Source organism: Methylobacterium sp. Leaf123 (assembly GCF_001423405.1).
Lineage (GTDB): Bacteria > Pseudomonadota > Alphaproteobacteria > Rhizobiales > Beijerinckiaceae > Methylobacterium.
Genome location: NZ_LMNS01000020.1, coordinates 1 through 17,420 on the forward strand (window position 1 = coordinate 1; position 17,420 = coordinate 17,420).

At 69.9% G+C, this 17,420-nt stretch carries 15 protein-coding genes and 1 pseudogene; 10 read left to right on the forward strand and 6 right to left on the reverse strand.

The features are described 5' to 3' along the window. The 3 genes and pseudogenes from ASF53_RS25760 to ASF53_RS26300 form a co-directional block, all read right to left on the reverse strand. A pseudogene (locus tag ASF53_RS25760) lies at positions 1 to 118 on the reverse strand (IS5/IS1182 family transposase); the annotation flags it as partial. A 307-nt stretch (positions 119 to 425) separates the two neighbouring features. Further along, positions 426 to 1,172 carry a glutaredoxin family protein gene (locus ASF53_RS13505; protein WP_056199038.1) on the reverse strand — a complete coding sequence of 249 codons (747 nt, stop codon included), beginning with the start codon at positions 1,170 to 1,172 and terminating at the stop codon, positions 426 to 428. Between the two features lie 123 nt (positions 1,173 to 1,295). Beyond that, entirely contained in the window at positions 1,296 to 1,463 is a 168-nt protein-coding gene (locus ASF53_RS26300) for a hypothetical protein (RefSeq protein WP_200943238.1), read from the reverse strand. Between the two features lie 887 nt (positions 1,464 to 2,350). On the opposite strand from ASF53_RS26300, the gene ASF53_RS13510 reads away from it, so the two are divergent. The 6 genes from ASF53_RS13510 (at position 2,351) to ASF53_RS13535 (ending at position 7,007) form a co-directional block, all read left to right on the forward strand. Further along, on the forward strand, positions 2,351 to 2,773 hold the full coding sequence (locus ASF53_RS13510; RefSeq protein ID WP_056199041.1) for a hypothetical protein: 423 nt from the start codon (positions 2,351 to 2,353) through the stop codon (positions 2,771 to 2,773). 119 nt (positions 2,774 to 2,892) lie between these two features. Next, positions 2,893 to 3,390 (forward strand): PRC-barrel domain-containing protein, encoded by a 498-nt coding sequence (locus tag ASF53_RS13515; protein WP_056199044.1) that lies wholly within the window; start codon positions 2,893 to 2,895, stop codon positions 3,388 to 3,390. Positions 3,391 to 3,575: 185 nt separating this feature from the next. Continuing rightward, complete coding sequence (locus ASF53_RS13520; RefSeq protein WP_056199047.1) at positions 3,576 to 3,791, forward strand: ribosome modulation factor; 216 nt, start codon at positions 3,576 to 3,578, stop codon at positions 3,789 to 3,791. 130 nt (positions 3,792 to 3,921) lie between these two features. Then, positions 3,922 to 4,266: a hypothetical protein gene (locus tag ASF53_RS13525; protein WP_286134421.1), complete on the forward strand. Its 345-nt coding sequence runs from the start codon at positions 3,922 to 3,924 to the stop codon at positions 4,264 to 4,266. Further along, positions 4,250 to 6,322, forward strand: coding sequence for a PAS domain-containing sensor histidine kinase (locus ASF53_RS13530; protein WP_056199052.1), 2,073 nt, complete (start codon positions 4,250 to 4,252; stop codon positions 6,320 to 6,322). The genes ASF53_RS13525 and ASF53_RS13530 overlap by 17 nt, the downstream gene beginning before the upstream one ends. A 19-nt stretch (positions 6,323 to 6,341) precedes the next feature. Next, on the forward strand, positions 6,342 to 7,007 hold the full coding sequence (locus ASF53_RS13535; RefSeq protein ID WP_056199055.1) for a response regulator: 666 nt from the start codon (positions 6,342 to 6,344) through the stop codon (positions 7,005 to 7,007). Positions 7,008 to 7,448: 441 nt separating this feature from the next. On the opposite strand, the gene ASF53_RS13540 is transcribed toward ASF53_RS13535, so the two are convergent. Both ASF53_RS13540 and nhaA read right to left on the reverse strand, forming a co-directional pair. Next, positions 7,449 to 8,753 carry a DUF2254 domain-containing protein gene (locus ASF53_RS13540; protein WP_056199058.1) on the reverse strand — a complete coding sequence of 435 codons (1,305 nt, stop codon included), beginning with the start codon at positions 8,751 to 8,753 and terminating at the stop codon, positions 7,449 to 7,451. A 162-nt stretch (positions 8,754 to 8,915) separates the two neighbouring features. Beyond that, positions 8,916 to 10,088 carry a Na+/H+ antiporter NhaA gene (gene nhaA / locus ASF53_RS13545; protein ID WP_200943240.1) on the reverse strand — a complete coding sequence of 391 codons (1,173 nt, stop codon included), beginning with the start codon at positions 10,086 to 10,088 and terminating at the stop codon, positions 8,916 to 8,918. Between the two features lie 275 nt (positions 10,089 to 10,363). Here nhaA and ASF53_RS13550 point away from each other — a divergent pair, with 275 nt between their 5' ends. From ASF53_RS13550 to ASF53_RS13565, 4 genes are all read left to right on the forward strand, one after another. Beyond that, entirely contained in the window at positions 10,364 to 11,134 is a 771-nt protein-coding gene (locus tag ASF53_RS13550; protein ID WP_056199063.1) for a potassium channel family protein, read from the forward strand. Between the two features lie 377 nt (positions 11,135 to 11,511). After that, positions 11,512 to 12,039, forward strand: a complete 528-nt coding sequence (locus ASF53_RS13555) for a DUF421 domain-containing protein (RefSeq protein ID WP_056199067.1) — start codon at positions 11,512 to 11,514, stop codon at positions 12,037 to 12,039. 350 nt (positions 12,040 to 12,389) lie between these two features. Then, positions 12,390 to 13,661, forward strand: coding sequence for a cation:proton antiporter (locus ASF53_RS13560; protein ID WP_056199070.1), 1,272 nt, complete (start codon positions 12,390 to 12,392; stop codon positions 13,659 to 13,661). Between the two features lie 223 nt (positions 13,662 to 13,884). Then, positions 13,885 to 14,628, forward strand: coding sequence for a cation diffusion facilitator family transporter (locus ASF53_RS13565; RefSeq protein WP_056199073.1), 744 nt, complete (start codon positions 13,885 to 13,887; stop codon positions 14,626 to 14,628). 667 nt (positions 14,629 to 15,295) lie between these two features. On the opposite strand, the gene ASF53_RS13570 is transcribed toward ASF53_RS13565, so the two are convergent. After that, the coding region (locus ASF53_RS13570; protein ID WP_286134422.1) for a putative bifunctional diguanylate cyclase/phosphodiesterase at positions 15,296 to 17,420 on the reverse strand (2,125 nt) is incomplete at its 5' end.

Below are 17,420 nucleotides of genomic sequence, written 5' to 3' on the forward strand. Positions count from 1 at the left end.
CGGTCAGCGCCGCCCGATTGTCGATCGGAGGCCGTCCGCCCTTCGGGCGCGGCCGAGGTGGCGGCAGGAGCGCGGCAATCTCGGTCCAGAGATCAGGGGGAAGCAGAGGTCGAGCCATCCACAACCAACGCTTCCCCCGCCGCAGCGTGCCGTTCTGTTCGGCGTTCTAAATAGCCGTCCTTCTTTCATCGTGATGGCGGGAGGCGTGTTCATGTCGAGATGATCACCTTGAGCCCCCTCCCCTCCTCTCTCGCACATCCGACCGCCACTGCTGACCCATGGCTGACTTCAAGCATTACCATTTCAGAAGTCTGCTCTACGGCCTTAAGCAGACACGTGACGGCCGGCCAGTACGTCAGCAGGTTCGGGCACATTGGCGACCGCTGGGATGTGAAGCCAAACCGGTCCCGTCGTTTGCCGCTTCGTCAGTGGTGCACGGCCAGCATCCAGACTGCCATGCCGACCATCATCAGGTTCTCGGTCAGCGACACGAAACCGAGCGGAACGCTGCCCGAACCGCCGACGCAAGCGCACTTGATGTCCCGCTTGTCGACGTAGACTGCCTTGACCACGGAGACGGCGCCGACCGTGCCGATGAACAGGGCCACCGGGATCGACAGCCAGTCCAGGGTGCCCGCCACCATCAGCACACCGGCCAGCGCCTCGCAGAAGGGATAGGCGTAGGCGTAGCGAACCCAGCGTCGGGCGAGCAGGTCATAGCCCAGGAACATCGAAGAAAAGGTCTCGACGTCCTGGAGCTTGAGGATGGCCAGCACGCACATGCTGAAGGCGATGAACCACTCACCCGCGCGCATCGTCAGCGGCGTCCCGTAGGCCGCGTAGCTCGCCGCCAACGCCATCAACGCGGTCATCGCGAACACAGCGACGACGGGCGTGTAGCTCGTCGCGTTCGGGTCCTTGACGTCCTTGCCGAGATGACGCCGCAGCTCGTCGTAGCCGCCAATGCGCCGCCCGCCGATGAAGGTCTGCGGCGTGGTCTTCACGTCGTGCTCGGCCTTGAAGGCGTCGGTCTCCTCGCGGGTGGTCAGCCAATGATCGTCGACCGTGAAGCCCTGCCGTTCGAGGAGGTCCTTGGTCTTCAGGCCGTAGGGGCAGACGTGCTTCTCCATCACCATGCGGTAGACGGTGGCCCTGCGGGTGGTGTCGAGCATGGAGCGGCTCCTCGTTGCTGTTAGTCCAATTCGAGGGACAACCCACGAACCGTCGGATCGGGCACGGGCGGCGGTAACGCGTCCGCCGGCTCCGCCCGGGAGGCCCTCTCAAACCGGTTACGGTCAGCCCGCCAAGTCGCCGGCGATGTTGGCCGCCGCCAGCAGGCAGAGGCCCGCGAGCAAGGACGTCGCGACGACGGCCAGGACCAGATCGGACGCGCGCGGCGCCGCAGGGCGTAGCCCGAAGGCGAGTTGCCGCCAGCGGCCCTTGCGAAGCACGGAACGGGACATGATGGGCCTCCTTCGCCCGGTCTGCTCAGGTGCCTGCGAATCCGGCTAGACCGTCGGCGCTCGCGAACGACCGGCTTCAGGACGCGAGGATACCGGCCAGGCCGACGAGCAGGAGCAGACCCACCGCGATCCCGCACGCGGCCCACGCTGGCCACGGGGTGGCGCCGTCGCCGTTGTCATTGGCCGGACCCGGCAGCTCGCTCGGCCAGCGCCGCCACCGTCGGCAGGTCGACGGGGCTTGCAGGACCGACGGGCCCGATCCGACGTCATGGCGATGGCGATGGCGATGGCGACACGACATGACCGGGATATCGGGTGCTGCGGTCGCCCGTGGCAGTGCCGCCAAGGACGCACCGGAGATCGACGTCGGCCGATGCGAGGCCGCCGCCGAGGCGTGCCCAGTCCTCAACGGATTTTTTTACCGGGACCGTCGGCATCTGGGCGCCGCCCGTGCCGACCGCGCTTCCAGTCTCCGACCGTCTTCCCCAAGCCAACCGAGCCTTCCGAACGATTGCCGTCCTCATGTCTCTTCCTCGTCCCTGCAACCGTGCGGGCCGGGCATCGCCCCCCGCACGACTGCACGGCAGGGTCGGCTGCTCCGGTTTGAGCTTTCGTGAACCAAACCGGTCGCGCAAGGCGATCCCGAGGAGGCGCCCAGAGGGGTGTCAGGTTTGTCCCGACAGGAATGCGGTCTTCTCCGACTGCGCGCCCTTCCCCTCTGCCACAGATCACCCGGTGAGCGGGGAGAGAGGGGCGCCGAGCCCGAGCGTCCCCTGCCGTCCGGCGCAGGAACGTCCGGCCCACGGCCAGACAATCAGACACCCCGTCGAACCCGTCACGGTCGTGGCCCGCAAGGGTCAGCCCCACCATCACGGAGCTGAAAACCGATGAAACGTCTCGCACTGGCCCTCGCGGCCGTATCGAGCCTGATGCTGTTCTCGCCGTCGAGCGAAGCGCGACCCTTCGGCAGGGGCCATGGCTTCCACCATGGCGGCTTCGCCGGTCACCACGGCGGCTTCCGGGGCGTCCGCCACGGCTTCCGGGGACACCGTTCGGTCGGCTTCCGCGGCTATCGCCGCGGCTTCGGCGGGTACCGTCGCGTCGGCTTCGGAGGCCCGCGCTTCGGCTACGGGCGACGCTACGGCTACCGCCGCGGCTATCCCGGTCTCGGCCTGGCTGCCGGCCTTGGGCTCGGCCTCGCCGCAACGGCGGCCCGGCCGGCCTACTACGGGGGATACGGCGGCTACGGCTATGCCCCGGTCGGATACGGGTACGGCGCCCGCGGCTCCTACTGCACCTGCGGCTACTGACCCCCATCGAGGCGCCCCGGCATTCCCGCCGGGTCAACACCCATTCCCGACTCCCTCGGCGTGCGCCGGCCCGACTTCGGGACGGGTCGAGCCCACGTCGGCATAGACAGGTGAAACCGATGAAGAACCTCGCACTCGGCGTCTTCCTCGCGGGCTCCGTGCTCGCCGGCCCCGCGCTCGCTCAGGACAAGGCGCCGCAGCCACCCGCCGACGCCCAGACCAACCAGATGAAGACGCCGTCGGCCGGCACCGCGATGCCGACGACGGCCGGGGGCATGGGCGGCATGACCATGGCCGACACCGCGACCGCCAAGATCAAGTTCGTCACCGCCAAGCCGGCCGAGGTGACCTCGTCGAAGCTCGTCGGCAAGAACCTCTACAACAACAAGAACGAGAGCATCGGCGAGGTCGAGGATCTCGTCATCGACAACGGCAAGACGGTCACCGGGGTCGTCGTCAGCGTCGGCGGCTTCCTCGGCATGGGCGAGCGCTACGTGCTGGTCGACCCCTCGTCGATCTTCCTGCACAAGGCGGACGGCAAGCTCAAGGCGATGGTCGACACCGACAAGGACGCGCTGAAGAACGCGCCCGAGTTCAAGTACAACAAGAACTCCTGACCCCCGGCGCGTGGTCCCGTGTCCGCGGGGCCACGCCCAAGCATTCCAGCGCCCGGGCGGTGTCGGGATGAACCTGACAGGTGTCGGTTAGAACGGCGACGCCAAGCGAAACCGCTTGTTGCCCGCCGAGGTCCAGGCCCTACTCGGAGCCGCTTCGTAACGTCGATGTGGTGAAGGGAGTGGCGATGCTCATGGACGTCATCATGCAGGGTTCCCGCGCCAGGGCCCTCGGGCGCCCGCGGGATGCCTGTCCCCATCCGGCCGATTCCCGCGAGCGCCGGGCCTGGTATGAGGGTTACGACGGATCGACCTGGGACTTCGCCGAGCGGGTTCCGCATCCGGCCGTGACGGCCCGCGGCCCGGCGGCCCGGAACGGGGCGGTTGACCCGACCTTGGCCTAGGTCGCAGACCTCCCCTCGACCGCGCACTCCCTCGGCCTTAAGGCAAAGCTTCGGGACCGTTCGGGAAGGCGACGGAGGGACGATGGGACGGAAACGACCCCACTCGTTCGAAGGCCGGACCTTCGGGCGCATGGAGAGAGTGGTCACGGCCCTGGTCGAGGCCGGCCTGCAGGACCGAGAGACCGCGCCGCCGAACCTGATCGGGCGGCTGCGGGACCTGGAGCGGAACGCCGCCGCCGGGGGCGACCGCCAAGTCCTGCAGGTGATCGCGTCGGGACGTCGCCTCCTCGGCGACGAGCAGGCGGTGACCGATCCGCGCGTGCTGACCGATGACGGCATGGTCGGCGTGCCGTTCGAAGACGGCGTGGTCTCGGCCGACCATGTGGTAGGGAGTATGGCTCGGCCGGTCTCCCCGGCAGGTCCGTCCGCCACGCCCCTCCCTGATCGGTTACCCCCGCATGACCGCCGGACGTGAGAACGGCGACGCCGGCCGGCCTGAGATCCATCGCGGCAACGGACGGACCTTCGTCGCTCTCGCGGTGGCCGCTGCCATCCCCGTGCTGCTGCTCAGCGGCTGGGTGGCGACCCTCTTGGCGCAGCAGCAACGCGGATTGACCCGCAGCGCCGCGGTAGCGAGCGCGGCCCGGGTGGCCGAGCGCGTCGCCTCCGACATCGCGACGCAGGTCGCGGTCCTCCGAGCCGAGGCTGCCTCGGCGAGCCTCGACCGGCCGGACCTCGCCGCCTTCTATGCCGAGGCCGAGCGGCTGAGGCGGGAGCACCCGCTCTGGGAGACCGTCGAGCTCGCCGGCCCCGACGGCGTGCAGGTCGTCAACCTGCTCCGCTCCCTCGACGACGAGCTCGGACCCACCGCCGACCGCGCGAGCTTCGACGCGTTGGTACGGACGGGGCGGCCGGTGGTCGGCGGGATCGGGCCGCTCGGGCCGATTTCGGGCCAGCGCCTCGTCGCGCTGCGGGTGCCGGTCGTCCGCGACGGAACGCTCCGCCACGTCCTCTCGGTCGGCCTCGCCACAAGCGCGGTCAGCTCGATCCTTCGCGACGCGGGCGCGCCGGAGGGCTGGGTCGGGACCATCGTCGATGCGGCGGGCAACACCATCGCCCGCACCCGGGCCGAGGCGGAGGAACTCGGCCACCCGGCCGGCGCCGCCCTGCTGGCGGCGATCCGGCGGGCGCCGCAGGGGTTCTACACCGGGTCTACGCTGGAGGGGCCGGACGTCGAGGTCGTCTACCGCACCCTGAAGGACACCGGCGGCTGGTCGGTGCATTTCGGCATGCCGGTCGCCACGCTAAACGCGCCGGTCTCGCGCTCCTACCTCGTGCTGGCCGGCGGCAGCGTGCTGAGCATCGGCCTCGGGCTCGCGCTGGTCGGGCTGGTCGGGCGCGACATGGCCCAGCGGAGGGCGGGCGAACAGGCGCGCTTCGCCCTCGCCCTACGGTCGAGCGAGGAGCAGGGCGCCGTCGCCGCCGAGGCCGCGGAGCTCGGCACCCTACGGTGGGATACGGCCGAGGAGACCGTGACGGCCACCCGTCGCACCGCCGAGCTCCTGGGATGGGAAGCGGAGGTGCCGGAGGGGCGCGAGATGATGGCGGATGCCGACGTCGCCTTCCTGGCTGTCGACACCGGCGACCGGGAGCGGATGGCGGCGGAGGTGCGGCGAAGCCTCGCCGAGGGAGTGCCTCTCGACGTGGAGCTCCGGGTTTCCCAGCCGAATTCGAAGTCGCGCTGGGTGCGCCTGACCGGGCGAGCGCCCCGGCTTCAGAACGAGGACCCCGCCGTGCTCGTCTACGGCGTAATCTCGGACATCGAGCCGCGCAAGCGCGCCGAGGCGGAGCGGCTCGACCTGCTGCGCCGCCTCGGCGAGGCGCAGGAGAACGAGCAGCGACGGATCGCCCGCGAGCTGCACGACCAGGTCGGCCAGACGGTGACCGGCCTTTCGCTCGGGCTCAAGGGGCTGGAACGTCTGCTCGACGCGCAGGGGGGCTCGGCCGAAGCCGGACGGCAGATCCAGTGGCTGCAGCGCCTCGCCGGCGAGGTCGGGCGCGACATCCATCGTGCCGCCGTCGACCTGCGCCCGACCGCCTTGGACGACCTCGGGCTGCGCGAGGCGCTGGCGACGCTACTGTGCGAGTGGGGCCAGCGCCACGGCATCCGGTCCGACCTGGAGTTCGTCGGCGAGGCCTCCCGCCTGCCGGCGGCCGTCGAGAGCGCGGTCTACCGGATCGTGCAGGAGGCGCTCACCAACGTCCTCAAGCACGCCCGCGCGGCCACCGTCAGCGTCTGCGTCGACCGTCGCCCGGACGAGGTCCAGGTCATCATCGAGGACGACGGCGTCGGCTTCGAGCCCGGCTCCGGCACCTCCCCGTCCGAGGCGCGCACGCCGACCGAGCCGCGGCTGGGTCTCTCGGGCATCCGCGAGCGTTTGACCCTCCTGAACGGCACGCTCGCGCTGGAGGCGTCCCCGGGCGTCGGAACCACGCTGTTCGTCCGCATCCCGGTGGCCCCGGCCGCCTGACGCACGAGAGGGAGCCGTCATGGACCGTATCCGCGTCGTCCTGGCCGACGACCATCCCGTCGTGCTGGCGGGCATCCGGACACTGCTCAACGCCGACCCCGAGGTCGAGCTGGTCGGGGAGGCCACCGATGGCGGCGAGGCGCTGCCGATGATCCGCGCCGTCGCACCCGACGTCGCGGTGGTTGACGTCTCGATGCCCGGCCTGAACGGCCTCGAACTGACGGAGCGGGTGACGGGCGAATGCCCCGGCACCCGGGTGCTCGTGCTGACCGTCCACGAGGACGCCGCCTACGTCCAGCCGTTGATGAGGGCTGGCGCGCGCGGCTACCTCCTCAAGCGCTCGGCCGCGGACGACCTGCTGCGGGCGGTCAGGGCCGTGGCCTCCGGCGGCGTCTATCTCGACCCGTCCATCGCCGGCCACGCCCTGGCGGAAACCTCCGGCTCGGACGGGCGCCCGGGTACGGTTGAGGGCCGCGAGCCGCTGAGCCCGCGCGAGGCCGAGACCCTGCGGCTGATCGCACAGGGGTTCAGCAACAAGGAGATCGCCCGGCGCATCGACGTCAGCGTGAAGTCGGTCGAGACCTACAAGGCGCGGGCCGCCGAGAAGCTCGGGCTGAGGACCCGCGCCGAGATCATCCGCTACGGCGCTGCGCACGGGTGGTTCGATGCCTTGGCCTTGCGCTAGCGCTGTCCCTCCGAACCCCGCTACGCAGCCGAACGGACTTGCCGCCGACCACTCCCCGTCGATCAACGGCTCCGGTCTTTACGTGCTTTCGACGGGGCGGGCGTACCGGGGACGGACGAGCCCTTCCTCGTGATGATCGGCGGCGTCCCGACCGCGCCGGGCTTCGCCTTGGGGAGGTTGCGGTCCCTCGAAAGAGCCCGTGCGCGATCCACCGGGTCCCCGTCGCGCGCGGCGGTCGGTTGCGGCGCGAGGCCTCCCGCGAAGCCCAGCAAGGGTGCTACGACGAGCGAACCCACCATGGGCCAAACGTATCTCGGCTTGTCGGTCATCCGGTCCTCGTCGGGCGTTTCCCTCCGCTCAACCGGTGGCTCCCGTGCTCGATCCCGACGGGTCGACCCAGCAAGCTCCACCCTCCGTATCGACCGAGCGTGCGGCGGCGGTTCACCCCGCCGGTTGTCCCGCTCCAGTCCGCACCTGGACGAAGCGAGCGTGCCGTTCCTCCAGGTCGGCGAGGTCGCTCGGGTCGGCGACGTCGCGCCGCGCTGCGGCCAGGACGAGGTCGGCATGTCGGCCGAGCTCGGACAGGCGCGAGGTCAACCGCTCGACCTCCGCGACGCGGGTGAGGACGTCAAGCATCCGCGCGAGCACGTGGACCGATCCGGCGGCGTTCTGGCGGATCATGTGGAACATCGCGTCGCACAGCCCGTCGTAGTCCGTCACCGGGTGGACGAGCACGACGCGGCCCTTGCGCGCGACCGCCCCCGTGGGCAGGTGCCGCGGCGCGATCCGGCACAGGGCGTCGCCAAGGTGGTCGAGCACGCTGCCCGCCGTCATAGGGTCGTTGATGCCGGGCGAGAGCGCCCGAACCGCGATCTCGACGAGTTGCCGCACCGAGTATTCCAGGTCCTGCAGCGCCGCAGGGCGCCGCCCGAAGGTGAGCGAGCGGGCGACCGCCTTGGCGGCGTCCTCGACGCCGGCGGAGAGGAAGGCGACCGGGAATCCCCTCGGCACGAAATCGCCCGCTCGAACCCTCAGGGCGAGGACCACGCGGCGCTCGTGCACCCAATCGGCGAGGCCCTCCGTATCGACCGCCTGCAGGTAGCCGCCGTCCGCCGGCGCGACCGCGGCGCCGCGCGGTACCTGCGCAGGCGGCTGGACGTCGGCCTCGTCAAGGGTCCGCGCCTCGACCGCCGCGCAGAGATCGCGATGGACGGCGTCGACCACCGTCTCGACGTTGATGCTGGTGGCGACGTGGTGGACGAACCAGACCAGCGTCCCGAGGCAGACCAGCGCCAGCAGCACGGCGCCCGAGATGGCGAGGTGCGGGACGAAGGTCTCCTCCTCGACGGTGCGCACCGTGCGCAGCACCATCAGCGCGTAGGCGAAGGTGCCGAGGAAGACGCCGAGCACGAGTTGGTTGCGGGCGTCGCGCACAAAGTTGCGCAGGAGCCGCGGCCCCATCTGGTTCGAGGCCAGCGTCAGCGCGGCGATGGTGATCGAGAAGGTGGTGCCCGCCACCCCGATGGTGGAGGAGGCCACCGCGCTGAGCAGCGCCCTTGCCCCCTCGGCGCCCCCGGCCCAGCCCCAGTTCGCGTCCGGGGAGGACGGGTCGTAGCCGGCGATGTGCCCGGTCTCCAGCCAGACGGCCGCCTGCGCCAGGCCGATGCAGGCGAGCACGACGAGCGCCGGCCGCAGCCAGAACTGGTCGCCCAGGAACTCGATCCAGGCCCTTACCCTCGCCCTCACCCGCGGTCCTTCCCATTCCCGGCCACCGGCATCCGGCCCTCGGTCGCAGCCCTCGCCACCTCGCTGGTTGGAGGCGATCTTCGGCGCAGGGTTTGCCCGGCGTGGACGCCGGCGGCGAACGCAAGGTACGGGGTCAACGCGTGGGGACGACGCCCGTCCCGTTCAGGCAGGGTTTCTCCGCGCGCGATGTTCCCTCGGGGCGGCGAGCACGAGGACGAGCGCCCCGGCCACCATGAAGGCGACCGAGCCGGCGAGCACGCCGATCTTGACCTCGGCCTCCAGGGCCGGCGCGTCCGCGAAGGCGAGCAGGCCGATGAACAGGCTCATGGTAAAGCCGACGCCGCAGAGCAGGGAGACGCCATAGACCTGCGCCCAGCTCGCGTGGGCCGGGCGCTGCGCCAGCCCGAGCCGCACGGCGGCCAGCACGAGGCCGAACACGCCGGCCTGCTTGCCGACGAACAGGCCCAGCGCCACGCCCAACGTCACCGGGTCGAGCAGCATGTGCGGGGTGAACCCGGCCAGCGCCACGCCTGCGTTGGCGAAGCCGAAGACCGGCAGGATGAGGTAGGCCGACCACGGCTGCACCGCGTGCTCCAGGATGTGCAGCGGCGAGGTCGGGTCGTCCGGCTTGCCCACGCTCAGCCGCAACGGCACCGTCATGCCGAGCAACACCCCGGCGACGGTGGCGTGCACCCCCGACTTGAGCACGAGGATCCACAGGACCACGCCGAGCAGGAGGTAGGGCCAGAGGCGGGCCACCCCGGCCTTGTTCAGCCCGTACAGCACGGTGAGGACCAGAGCGGCCTCGCCCAGCATCGTCAGGGACAGGTCGGCGGTGTAGAACACCGCGATGATGAGCACCGCGCCGAAGTCGTCGAGGATGGCGAGCGCCGTCAGGAACACCTTCAGCGAGACCGGTACCCGTGGTCCCAGCAGGGCCAGGACGCTGAGCGCGAAGGCGATGTCGGTGGCGGCCGGGATCGCCCAGCCCCGCAGGGTCTCGGGCGAGGACCAGTTCACGGCGGCGTAAACGAGGGCCGGGGCCGCCATGCCGCCGAGCGCGGCCAGCCCCGGCAGCACCCGGTCGGGCCAGGTCCGCAGGCGCCCGTCCAGCATCTCGCGCTTGATCTCCAGGCCGACGAGCATGAAGAACACCGCCATCAGGGCGTCTTTGATCCAGTGGAGCACCGAGAGCGGGCCGAGATAGGTTTTGAGCGCGGCGAAGTAGGTGTCCGCGAGCGGGGAGTTCGCCACCACGAGGGCGAGCGCCGCGCTCGCCATCAGGACGAGCCCGCCGCCGGCCTCGCTGACGAGCGTATCGCGCAGGGCCGACATCGGACGGCGGCGAGGCCGCGCAACGGCATGGGGAGAGGACGACACAGGCACGGATCTCCGGCGCTGGCGGCCCGACCAGCCCTCGTCCTGCCGGTCCGACCGACGGACCGCGCACCCTCGCTCGGGCTATCGCATCGGCGTGCGGCAGGCACAACCCGGCCCCTGGTGGATACACAAGGCGGGTGCGACGACCGGCACCCCGTTCAGGTGGCCGGAACCGTGTCCGGTGTAGGGGCTTCGACCTCCGGGACCCGCGAGCGAGCATTTCCAGGCGCATGCCACACCTGACCGAGAGGCTTCGAGCCCTGTACGAGGGCGACACCGACCGCGCCCACCGCTTCCGCTACGGCCTGCTCGCCTTCGACCTCGCCACGCTGCTGTTCATCGTGGTCTCCTCGTTCATGCCGCGCGAGCCGCTGGTCGAGGGCGTCGACGTGCTGATCGGGGCGGCGGTGACCGCGGACTTCGTGTCGCGGCTCGCCATCTGCCCACGGCCGGGCCGCGAGTTCCTGCGTCCGACCACCTGGGCCGACCTCGCCGCCATCGCCTCGTTCCTCGCACCCATCGTCGGCGAGGGTGCGGGCTTCCTGCGCATCCTGCGCACCCTGCGGCTGCTGCGCACCTACCAACTGCTCGACCGGCTGCGCGCCGACTTCCCGTTCTTCCGCCGCAACGAGGAGGTGATCATCGCGGCGGTGAACCTCGCGGTGTTCGTGTTCGTGATGACCGGCATCGTCTTCGCCACGCAGCACGGGCGCAACCCGGCCATCGGCAACTACGTCGACGCGCTGTACTTCACGGTCACCTCGCTGACGACCACGGGCTACGGCGACGTCACCCTGCACGGGACCGGCGGTCGCCTCGTCTCGATCGTGGTGATGATCTGCGGGGTGACACTGTTCCTGCGCCTCGCCCAGGTGCTGTTCCGGCCCTACAAGGTGCGCTTCCCCTGCCCGACCTGCGGCCTGCAGCGGCACGAGACGGACGCCGTGCATTGCAAGGCCTGCGGCACCGGCCTGAACATCCCCGACGAGGGCGCATACTGAGGCGGGCGCGCAGCGCGTTCCTCCCCGTCTCCTTCTCCCCGCTTCCGTGTGATCTGCCGGCGGCCGCGCGGGGGATTCCGACCGGCGGGCCGGCCCTCGCGCTGGCGCGACCGGTCGCCGTCGGTCTCCTCGGTCGGGTCGTGGAACAGCACTTGGCTGGTCGGGTTACGGCAGGTCTATGCCGGCGGCGGTGAGCGCGTTCTTGACGTTGGCGATGGCGTGGTCGAGGGCGTCGACCGCGTCGCGCCGCCGGGCGGGTTGATCCACAGCCCAAGGACATGCGCCGACGGTCGATTACCGCGTCCGTGCGGGCCGGCCTTCCGATTTACCCGACGCGGTGGCGCCGCCCCCGGTCGACGATCCGAAGGTCAGGCTCCATGTTCTTCGACACTTGGCACGGCCTGCTCTGGGTCCTGGTCGTCGGGCCGCTGGCCTACCTGACCCTCATCCTGTTCCTCAGGATCTCCGGCAAGCGTACCCTGACCAAGCTCAACGCCTTCGACCTCGTCGTGACCGTGGCGCTCGGCTCGACGTTGTCCTCCATCGCCCTGACCAAGTCGGTGGCGCTCCTGGAAGGTGTGCTCGCCCTGGCGACGTTGATCGGGCTACAATTCCTGATCACGTGGTCGAGTGTGCGCTCGCCCAGGGTCAAAGCGCTGGTCAAGGCGGAGCCGACATTGCTCGCCCATGACGGGCATTTGATCGAGGGCGCGATGCGCCGCCAGCGCATGACCCGGGACGACGTCCTCGCGGCGTTGCGCTCCGAAGGTCTCGACGACCTTTCGCAGGCAGCCGCGGTGGTAATTGAGACCGACGGGTCGATCAGCGTGCTGAAGGCCCTGTCCGGTCGTGGGGACGGGCTGGACGGCGTCGCGCGGCCGGAGACGGAGCGGTCCCGCTCGTGACGGCGCCCGCGCACCTCACGGCGACCGTGCGCGCCGGGACGCTCGCGACCGCGATCCCCGTCCCGCTTGTCCCGACCTAGAGGTGGGCGGTGCGGCAGATACCACGAGGCGGGTTCGCGGCGGTCTCGGTCGAGCGTATCGGCGTCTCGGCTCGGACCACCCTTATCCCGTGCGCCTCCGCCGCCAGTCCGGCGAAAGCCCGGTGACGGAGGCGCCAAGGGAGATTGAGGGCGTCGCCGCGGCCAACGCGTTGCTCTCGGACGTCCTCGCGACCGAACGGGTGCAGGCGCGTTGAGCTCACTTGCCATGAAGCCCCCCGCACCCGCCTGCGGCCTGGGCGGGGGACGCCCGTGATCTCCATCTTCGACCTCGCCGCCCTGCTGCTGACCCTGTCGGCGCTGTTCGGCTGGCTGAACCACCGCTTCCTGAGGCTGCCGCACACCATCGGCCTGCTGGTGATGGGGCTGCTCGCCTCGCTCGCCCTCGTCGGCCTCGACCTCGCCTTCCCCGCGCAGCATCTCTACGAGGATCTCACGAAGGTCCTGCGCCAGGTCGACTTCACCGACGTGGTAATGAACGGCATGCTGGCCTTCCTGCTGTTCGCCGGCGCCATGAGCCTGGACCTGCGGGCGCTCCGCGACCGGGCGGGGGCGGTGGCGACGCTCGCACTCGTCGGTACGCTTATCTCCACCGCCATCGTCGGGGGCGCGTTCTGGTTCGCGGCCGACGCCCTCGGCCAGCCCGTCCCCCTCGCCTGGGCGCTCGTGTTCGGCGCGCTGATCAGCCCGACTGACCCGGTCGCGGTGCTTGCCACCCTCAAGAACGTGAAGGTGCCGGAGGCGCTTGAGGTCGAGATGCAGGGCGAGGCCCTGTTCAACGACGGCATCGGCATCGTGCTGTTCACGGTCCTCGTCGCCTTCGTCGCCGGGTCGGGCGGAGAGGCGACCAGCGTCGGCGGCGTCGCCCGCCTGCTCCTGCAGGAGGCCGGCGGCGGGCTCGTCCTCGGCGTGACTACCGGCTACGTCGCCTACCGCGCCATGCGGGCCATCGACGACTTCCCGGTGGAGGTGCTGATCACCCTCGCGCTCGTCGCCGGCACCTATGCGCTCGCCCAGAAGCTCCACTTCAGCGGCCCGCTCGCGGTGGTCGCGGCGGGGCTCCTCGTCGGCGACCGGGCGCCGCGCGATGCGATGAGCGACGAGACGCAAGGGTACGTGTCCTCGCTCTGGACCCTGATCGACGAGGTGTTGAACTCTGTACTGTTCCTGCTCATCGGGCTGGAGGTGCTGGTCCTGCGTTTCGAGGCGGGAGGGCTCGTCCTCGCCGCCTGCGCCGTCCCCATCGTGCTGGTGGCGCGGCTCGCGGCGGTCTCGACGCCGCTCCTCGCCTTCCGCTGGGGCGGCAACCTCTCGGCGCGCAACGTGCCCTTTCTGACCTGGGCCGGCGTGCGCGGCGGCATTTCCGTGGCGCTAGCCCTGTCGGTCCCCGAGAGCGACGCCAAGCCGGCCATCCTCGCGGCGACCTACGCGGTGGTGCTGTTCACCATCGTCGTCCAGGGCTCGACGCTGGGCATGGTGGCACGCCGGACGCTCAAGGATCTGCCGAAGCGGGACGCCGCCTGACGGAGCGGGTCGGCCGCGCTGCCTTTCTCCAACCCGCCCCTCCGGAGCACAATCCATGAAACGGGACGGCTCGACGACCGTCGTCTACGCCGCGCTCGGCGGCAACCTCGCCATCGCCGTGACCTAGTTCGGCGCGGCGCTCAACGCCGGGTCGAGTGCCATGTTCACCGAGGCGCTGCACTCGCTCGTCGACACGGTCGATCAGGGACTGTTGCTGTGAAGCATGCACCGGGCGAAGCGACCGCCCGACGAGGCCCACCCGTTCGGCTACAGGTTGGAGCTGTACTTCTGGTCCTTCGTCGTCGCCCTGCTGATCTTCAGCCTGGGCGTCGCCTTCGCTATCTACGAGGGGGTCGAGAAGATCCGGCATCCCGAGCCGATCCGCGACGCCTGGGTCAACTTGACGGTGCTCGGCCTCGCGGTCGTGTTCGAGGGCTACTCGTTCGGCGTCGCGTGGAGGGAGATGCGCAGGCGGCACGCCGACGTCAGGATGTGGTCGGCGCTGCGCCGGTCCAAGGACCCGAACACCTTCACCGTCATACTGGAGGACGGCGCGGCCCTGATCGGCCTGGGGCTGGCCGCCGCCGGCGTCGCGGTGTCCGTGTGGTTCGACGAGCCCCGCGCGGACGGCGTGGCCTCCTTCGCCATCGGCGTCCTGCTCGTCGGCGTGGCGGTCGTGCTTGCGCGCGAGACCCGCAGCCTCCTCATCGGCGAGAGCGCCTCCGCGGCGCTCCTCACCAAGGCGCGGGACCTCGTCGCGCAGGACCGTCGGATCGCGCGGATCGAGGACGTGCGCAGCTTGCAGATTGGGAACGACAGCGTTGTGTTGGCCATGGTCCTGTCCTTCCGCGACAGGACCTCCGCCGAGGACCGGGACGCCGTACTCGACGGGGAGCAAGGGCGCCTGCGGACGCGGCTGCCGAGCCTCTCATACGTGTACCTGATGCCGGCCCGTGGCGGGCCGTGAGGCGACGGCGCAGGGCGGTCCGTATCCCTGCCGTGCCACGCGGATGGGACGTCGGCGTGACCCAAAACGGCCCTGCCGGCCGGGCGTTGTCCGTTGGGTCGGGCGAGATATGCGCCGGCCCCCCGGGGAAAGCCACCTGATGCTGGAGGCAGCGGACGCACCGCCGTCCTAGGAGGTCTATGACTTCCGACTCCCGCTCGCTCAACCCGTTCGGTGCAGCGCCCCTCCGTGATAGCCGCCCGGAGGTGGGCACGGAACGGACCCAGTACGGCATGGCGAAGCCTTTCGGCATACGACATTCCAGGCGGCGAATGACAGGTGTTCCAACGCCTAAAGCGGCTGACGGGTCGCCGTCGCCAGTGTGCCCGTATCTCAGGACGTTGTGGCCACTGGACCAACCATTCCGTCTCAGCGGCAGCTGTTGGGCTTTAAGCGGTCATTCAATTGGTCTCGGCCCAAGATCCGCTAATGGCGCGTAGCCGACCGATGGGCATGCTAACTCTTGACCCCTTCCGGACCTTCCCCTCCGTCAGTTTGGATGTCGGTTGAGGAGGAGGAAGCGGACGCAGCCAGCCGTGTTTTTGTCGTCGGCTCCACAGTCTTCGAGCGGTGCGCCGTCGGACATTCGGCTCCGGCTCATGCCGGCATCCTAATACCGCAAACCGACCTAAGCCGCTGCTTTTTGGCCAACCAAAAATGCGATGAAGTCCGCGGAGGGCAGCGGGCGGCTGACGTGGTAGCCCTGCACCTGACTGCACTGCTCCGACGCCACGAATGCGTATTGCTCGGCCGTCTCGACGCCCTCGACCGTGGTCATCATGCCAAGGCAGGAGCCCATGGTGATGATGGCCCGTACGATGGCAGCGCTCTCCGCGTCGGAGGGCAGCTGGCGGACAAACGAGCGGTCGATCTTGATCTTGTCGAAGGGGAACCGGCGCAGGTAGCTCAGCGAGGAGTAGCCCGTGCCAAAATCGTCCATGGCAAGCCCGACGCCGGCAGCCTTGAGGCGGGACAGCATCATCAGCGTCCGCTCCTCGTCGTCGAACATGACGCCCTCCGTGATCTCGAGTTCCAGCCGATGTGCGGGCAGACCCGTTTCACGAAGGATGTCCTCGACAATCTCAGGCAGCCGGTCATCGCGGAACTGGACAGGCGAGAGGTTGACCGCGACCTTGATCGCGTTCGGCCATCGGGTTGCATCGGTACTGGCGGTTCGCAGTACCCAGGCGCCGAGCGGCATGATGAGGCCCGTCTCCTCGGCGAGGGGGATGAAGTCGGCCGGAGAGACGAGCCCGCGGCGGGGATGGCGCCAGCGAACCAGGGCCTCCGCTGCCGTTACTAGCCCGGACTGCGCATCGACCAGAGGCTGATAGTGCAGCTCGAACTCGCCGGCCTTCAAGGCACGGCGCATGTCGGTCTCCAGCGTCCGGCGTGCCTCAAGCCGCTCGGCCAGGGCGGGCTCGAAGACCCTGAACCGCGCCTTGCCTTCCGCCTTCGCCTGATAGAGCGCGAGGTCAGCATTGCGCAGGAGCTGCTCCGGATCGGACCCATCCTGCGGAGCCAGGGCGACGCCGACACTGGCGCCGACATTGACGAGTTGCCCGTCGAGCAGGAAGGGACGTTCCATCACCTCGACAATGCGCGCGGCTAGGCGCTGCGGCCTGTCACTCTCCTGAACGCCAAGCGCGAGGACGGCGAACTCGTCGCCGCCCAGGCGCCCGACGACATCCTCTTCGGAAAGGGCCGACCGCAGGCGTTCAGCGACCTTGCGGAGCAGGGCATCGCCCATGGCGTGGCCGAGGGCGTCGTTGACGAACTTGAACCGGTCCAGATCGAGCATGAGGACGGCAAAGCCCCGCCCGCTCTCCCGAAGGATGGCCGCGTGATGCGTCAGAACATCGCCGAGCCGGGCCCGGTTCGGGAGCCCCGTGAGCGCATCGGTGAAGGCCAGCGTGCGCATGCGCGCCTCGGTGTGGAGCCGTTCACGTTGATCGCGGATCGCGACCACAGTCTGACGCTCGTGGCCGAGCAGCACCTCCTTGCGCAGCACACGCACAGGCAGGGTCTGGCCGTCGGCGGCGGCCAATTCAGTGTCCCGCTCCTCCTGCTCCGGGAGATCGGCCACAACGAGGCCCGGCAGCAGCGCCGAGAGGTGGCGGCCGGTCAGCTCGGCTTGCGTCAGGCCGGAGAGGCGTTCGAGGCTGTGATTGGCGGCCGCGATGACCTCGCCGTTGCAGACCGCGAGGCCTTCCAGGGCGATGTTGGCGAGGTCGCGCAGGCGCTGCTGGTCCTGCCGCTGCTGGGCCCGTGCATGCAGGGTCAGGCGCAAGCCCACGAAGGCCAGGATCAGCAGCCCGAAAGAGACGGCCGCGAGGACCGGCGCGATCGTGGCAGGCGCGACGGCGGTCGCCGGAAGCGCGACCTGGGGATCGAAGGTCAGGGTTACGGCGGACATCCCGCCGATGTGTAGGACGACGATGGCAGCGATCAGCAGCGGGGCACCCAGCTGGCGAAGGCCACGGTTGCGCTCTCCCGCGAACACCAGTGCAAGACCGAACAGGGCGAGTCCTACAAGGCAGGATACAGCAACAAGGGACATGTCCCATGCAACTTGCCCTGTCACCCGGTAGGAGGCTTGGCCGAGATAGTGCAGTGCTGCGATGCCAAGACCGAGGATCAGCCCGGCTGCGAGGCGCCTGAGAGCCCGTCCGATAATGTCTGGCCGGGGTTGAGTGGCCGGGATGGCGGTGATTCCAGAAGGGTGCTGAAGCCTGATCTGGACGTGCCATGTG

Coding starts and splice junctions, on each gene's coding strand:
- ASF53_RS13535 (WP_056199055.1), top strand. CDS start 6,342: ATGGACCGTATCCGCGTCGTCCTGGCCGACGACCATCCCGTCGTGCTG.
- ASF53_RS13530 (WP_056199052.1), top strand. CDS start 4,250: ATGACCGCCGGACGTGAGAACGGCGACGCCGGCCGGCCTGAGATCCAT.
- ASF53_RS13550 (WP_056199063.1), top strand. CDS start 10,364: ATGCCACACCTGACCGAGAGGCTTCGAGCCCTGTACGAGGGCGACACC.
- nhaA (WP_200943240.1), bottom strand. CDS start 10,088: ATGTCGGCCCTGCGCGATACGCTCGTCAGCGAGGCCGGCGGCGGGCTC.
- ASF53_RS13510 (WP_056199041.1), top strand. CDS start 2,351: ATGAAACGTCTCGCACTGGCCCTCGCGGCCGTATCGAGCCTGATGCTG.
- ASF53_RS13505 (WP_056199038.1), bottom strand. CDS start 1,172: ATGCTCGACACCACCCGCAGGGCCACCGTCTACCGCATGGTGATGGAG.
- ASF53_RS13565 (WP_056199073.1), top strand. CDS start 13,885: ATGCACCGGGCGAAGCGACCGCCCGACGAGGCCCACCCGTTCGGCTAC.
- ASF53_RS13525 (WP_286134421.1), top strand. CDS start 3,922: ATGGAGAGAGTGGTCACGGCCCTGGTCGAGGCCGGCCTGCAGGACCGA.
- ASF53_RS13515 (WP_056199044.1), top strand. CDS start 2,893: ATGAAGAACCTCGCACTCGGCGTCTTCCTCGCGGGCTCCGTGCTCGCC.
- ASF53_RS13520 (WP_056199047.1), top strand. CDS start 3,576: ATGCTCATGGACGTCATCATGCAGGGTTCCCGCGCCAGGGCCCTCGGG.
- ASF53_RS26300 (WP_200943238.1), bottom strand. CDS start 1,463: ATGTCCCGTTCCGTGCTTCGCAAGGGCCGCTGGCGGCAACTCGCCTTC.
- ASF53_RS13555 (WP_056199067.1), top strand. CDS start 11,512: ATGTTCTTCGACACTTGGCACGGCCTGCTCTGGGTCCTGGTCGTCGGG.